Origin of the sequence: Flavobacterium psychrophilum DSM 3660 = ATCC 49418 (assembly GCF_002217405.1) — a bacterium.
GTDB lineage: Bacteria > Bacteroidota > Bacteroidia > Flavobacteriales > Flavobacteriaceae > Flavobacterium > Flavobacterium psychrophilum.
On record NZ_MUHE01000027.1, the window covers coordinates 67,335 to 71,543 of the forward strand.

At 34.7% G+C, this 4,209-nt stretch carries 4 protein-coding genes; all 4 read right to left on the minus strand.

Features of this window, described 5'->3' with window-relative positions; genetic code table 11:
* Positions 1 to 320: 320 nt before the first annotated feature.
* A complete protein-coding gene (rplT, locus tag B0A57_RS07750; protein ID WP_011963048.1) occupies positions 321 to 665 on the minus strand; it encodes a 50S ribosomal protein L20 in 345 nt (114 codons plus the stop codon).
* Positions 666 to 839: 174 nt separating this feature from the next.
* Complete coding sequence (gene rpmI / locus B0A57_RS07755; protein ID WP_011963049.1) at positions 840 to 1,037, minus strand: 50S ribosomal protein L35; 198 nt, start codon at positions 1,035 to 1,037, stop codon at positions 840 to 842.
* Between the two features lie 109 nt (positions 1,038 to 1,146).
* Positions 1,147 to 1,695: a translation initiation factor IF-3 gene (gene infC / locus B0A57_RS07760; protein ID WP_071948519.1), complete on the minus strand. Its 549-nt coding sequence runs from the start codon at positions 1,693 to 1,695 to the stop codon at positions 1,147 to 1,149.
* A 23-nt stretch (positions 1,696 to 1,718) separates the two neighbouring features.
* Positions 1,719 to 3,665, minus strand: a complete 1,947-nt coding sequence (gene thrS, locus B0A57_RS07765) for a threonine--tRNA ligase (protein WP_034098102.1) — start codon at positions 3,663 to 3,665, stop codon at positions 1,719 to 1,721.
* Positions 3,666 to 4,209: the final 544 nt, after the last annotated feature.

Sequence of the window (4,209 nt, forward strand, 5' to 3'; positions counted from 1 at the left end):
TTTTAAAGATAAATTGGTATAAGGTTGAATTTTAGACATCATTTTGCGTTAGGGATAGCAGCGAAAATCCTCCCGATTTTTCTTCGGGAGATTGTAGCGTATAGCCCGACCCTTGTGGTAACGCCCAAACGACAATATTTTGGCTAATTAATTGAGTGTTTTTTTTGCAACTCTGTGGCTTTGCGTGAATATCTCTGGCAAAGGCATACTCGCAAGAAAATTGTATAAATTATGAATTAAGATGAAAACAAAAAAAATCCCAATCTTTAGACTGGGATTTTCTTATAGTAAGTAATATAAATTTGTTGTTGATAAAACGTTTATTTTACTTTGTTAAGTATAGTTTTGAAAGCTACTGGGTGATTCATAGCTAAATCTGCAAGAACTTTACGGTTCAATTCGATGTTATGTTTTTTTACTTTACCCATAAATTGTGAATAAGACATTCCTTCTAGTCTAGCTCCAGCGTTGATACGCTGAATCCATAAAGCACGGAAATTTCTCTTATTTACTTTTCTATCACGGTAAGCGTAGCACATTGCTTTCTCAACCGCATTTTTAGCAACTGTCCAAACGTTTTTACGACGACCAAAGAAACCTTTGGCTTGCTTCATTATCTTTTTTCTTCTTGCTCTTTTAGCAACTGAATTTACTGATCTTGGCATAATTTTAATGTTTTTTTGTAGTAAGGCGACTTGAATTTAATCGAAAGTACTTAATGGCCCACTTCAAGGTTATTTTAAATAATTTTTAACCTAAAGATTATTTAGGCAAAAGTAATTAGGCAAAAGGCAAAAGTTTTTAAAACTTATGGCTATTGACTTTTTACTAATGGCTTACTAGATAATTCTTAATTGTTGTTTGATGCTTTTCATATCTGTAGCGTGAACTAGCGCTGAATGTGTCAAAGCTAATTTACGTTTTTTAGATTTTTTAGTCAAAATATGACTTTTAAAAGCGTGTTTTCTTTTAATCTTTCCAGAACCAGTAACTTTAAATCGTTTCTTGGCACTAGATTTGGTTTTCATTTTAGGCATTTTTCCTAGTTTTTTTTAATTTATTCTTACTTACTATCTTTAAGTGATAAGCCATAAGCCACAAGACATAAGTTTTTAAAACTTTTGCCTTGTGCCATTTGCTTAATTACTATTTTTTCTTCTTCGGAGCAATAAACATAATCATTCTTTTTCCTTCAAGAACTGGCATAGCTTCTACTTTACCATGTTCTTCGAGATCTGTTGCTAGTCTTAATAATAAGATTTGCCCTTGGTCTTTATAGATAATAGAACGTCCTTTAAAAAATACGAATGCTTTTAGTTTCGAACCTTCTTTGAGGAACTTTTCTGCATTTTTTCTTTTAAATTCGTAATCATGTTCATCAGTTTGAGGACCAAAACGAATCTCTTTAACTACAATTTGAGTTGATTTAGCTTTTAGCTCTTTTTCACGTTTCTTCTGCATGTAAACGAACTTTTTATAGTCCATAATTTTACATACTGGCGGTTCTGCGTTTGGAGAAATTTCAACTAAATCCAATTCTAATTGGTCGGCAAGTTTCATTGCTTCCGAAGTTTTTATAACTCCAGGTTCAACATTTTCTCCTACAAGACGTACTTCTGGAACACGGATAAAGTTATTTATTCTGTGTTCGTCTTTTTTTTCTACTCGAGGCTGGTAACCTCTACTGTTTCTAATTGCTATGGCTCTAAATTTTTTAGTTAAACTTCAAATGTTTTTAATGTTTTGCTTATTTCGTCGTTTACAATTCTAGCAAATTCTTCTATTGTAACCGTAATATTTCCTTTTCCTTCTTGCCCATGACGGCGTATAGAAATGGTGTTATTTTTCTCTTCTTCCTCGCCTACAATCAGCATAAACGGGGTTTTTTGCATTTCTGCATCTCTAATTTTTCTTCCAATCGATTCGTTTCTGTTATCAATTAGGGCGCGAATTTCGTGATTTTCTAGCAGATTTAAAACTTTTTTCGCATATATTTCATATTTATCACTCAAACACAATATTATAGCTTGTTCTGGCATGAGCCAAAGGGGGAAATTTCCTGCTGTATGTTCTAATAAAATGGCTATAAATCGTTCCATCGAACCAAAAGGAGCACGGTGAATCATTACAGGTCTGTGTAACTGATCATCAGAACCTTTGTAGGTCAATTCGAAGCGTTCGGGTAAGTTGTAATCTACCTGAATGGTTCCTAATTGCCAGCTTCTACCCAAAGCATCTTTAACCATAAAGTCAAGCTTAGGACCATAAAAAGCCGCTTCACCATATTCTACAACAGTATTCAAATTTTTATCACGTGCCGCATTGATAATCGCATTTTCAGCTTTTTCCCAATTTTCGTCGCTACCTATATACTTATCTCTATTTTCTTTGTCTCTTAATGATATTTGAGCTGTAAAATTTTCAAATCCTAACGAACCAAACACATATAATACTAGGTCAATTACTTTTTTAAATTCCTCATCTAACTGATCTGGTGTACAAAAAATATGCGCATCATCTTGTGTAAATCCACGAACACGAGTTAAACCGTGCAATTCTCCACTTTGTTCATATCTATATACGGTACCAAATTCAGCATAACGCTTGGGCAAATCCTTATAAGACCAAGGTCTTACATTATATATTTCACAGTGGTGCGGGCAGTTCATAGGTTTCAATAAAAACTCTTCACCTTCGGCAGGAGTCGAAATAGGTTGAAAACTATCAGCTCCATATTTTGCATAATGACCAGAAGTAACATACAATTCTTTCTGCCCAATATGCGGAGTCACCACTTGCTCGTAACCACCTTTTTTCTGAGCTTTTTTCAAAAACTGCTCCAAGCGATCACGCAAAGCAGCACCCTTAGGCAACCACAAAGGCAAACCTTGACCAACTTTCTGTGAAAAAGCAAATAATTCTAATTCTTTACCTAATTTTCTATGATCACGACGTTTTGCCTCTTCCAGTAACTCTAAATAATCAGTCAAGTCTTTTTGTTTTGGAAACGAAGTTCCGTAAACTCGAGTCAATTGCTTGTTTTTTTCATCGCCACGCCAGTAAGCACCAGCAATACTCATGATCTTTACAGCTTTTATAATCCCAGTATTCGGAATATGCCCACCACGACACAAATCGGTAAAAGTAGCATGATCACAAAAAGTAATCGTACCATCTTCCAGATTCGAAATCAACTCGAACTTATATTCATTATCTTTATAAAGTTCCAAAGCATCAGCCTTAGTAACAGGACGCAATTTAAACTCATGTTTTTCTTTCGAAATCTCTAAAATACGACTCTCTATTTTTTTAAAATCAGCTTCCACAATTTTAGTATCACCAAAATCTACATCATAATAAAAACCATTATCTATTGCAGGACCAAGAGTCAACTTCAAACCAGGATACATCTCCTCCAAAACTTGCGCCATGACATGCGAAGTCGAATGCCAAAAAGCCTTCTTTCCGTCCTTATCATTCCAAGTATACAAAACAAGAGAACCATCCGTGGTCAATTCCGTCGAAGTCTCCACCGTAATATTATTAAAAGCTGCCGAAATCACATTTCTAGCCAAACCTTCACTAATACTTTTAGCAACATCCATAGGAGTTACGCCATTCTCAAACTCTTTAATCGAACCATCAGGTAATGTAATCTTAATCATTATTGTAAATTTATGAATGCAAATATACTAGTTTCGAAAAAACATACAATATATATAAGGTATGTTTTTTAATTTTTAATTTTTTGGGCGTGCCCCTCCCGAAAAGGTCGGGTCGGGCTATGCGCTACAATCTTTTTTATCGGCGAAAAGCCTCAAAAAAAGGATTTCCGCTGCTATCCCTCACGCGGCGCAGCACATCAGCATTCAGCATTCAAAATTTTGACCCAGCTATTTCCAAAAACAAACAAATCCATTTTTTTTAATTTATCAAATCCGTGTCATCTGCGTTGCAAACCACAAAATGCAAATGCAATAATACAAAACCCATTAAAAAAATAAAGATACCCGCGTTATAAGATTCAACATTCCATAACACAAAACCCCTATACTATATATAAGGAGTAAAAACATAAAGACAAAACATTAAGCAACCCAGCAAAACAGGAGAAAGCAAGCACAAACCCTACTAGGACAACTAAAAAGAAACGCAATCGATGTCAATAAAGCCTTAAATACCCCCAACAATTAGCAACGCTTCAAAAAA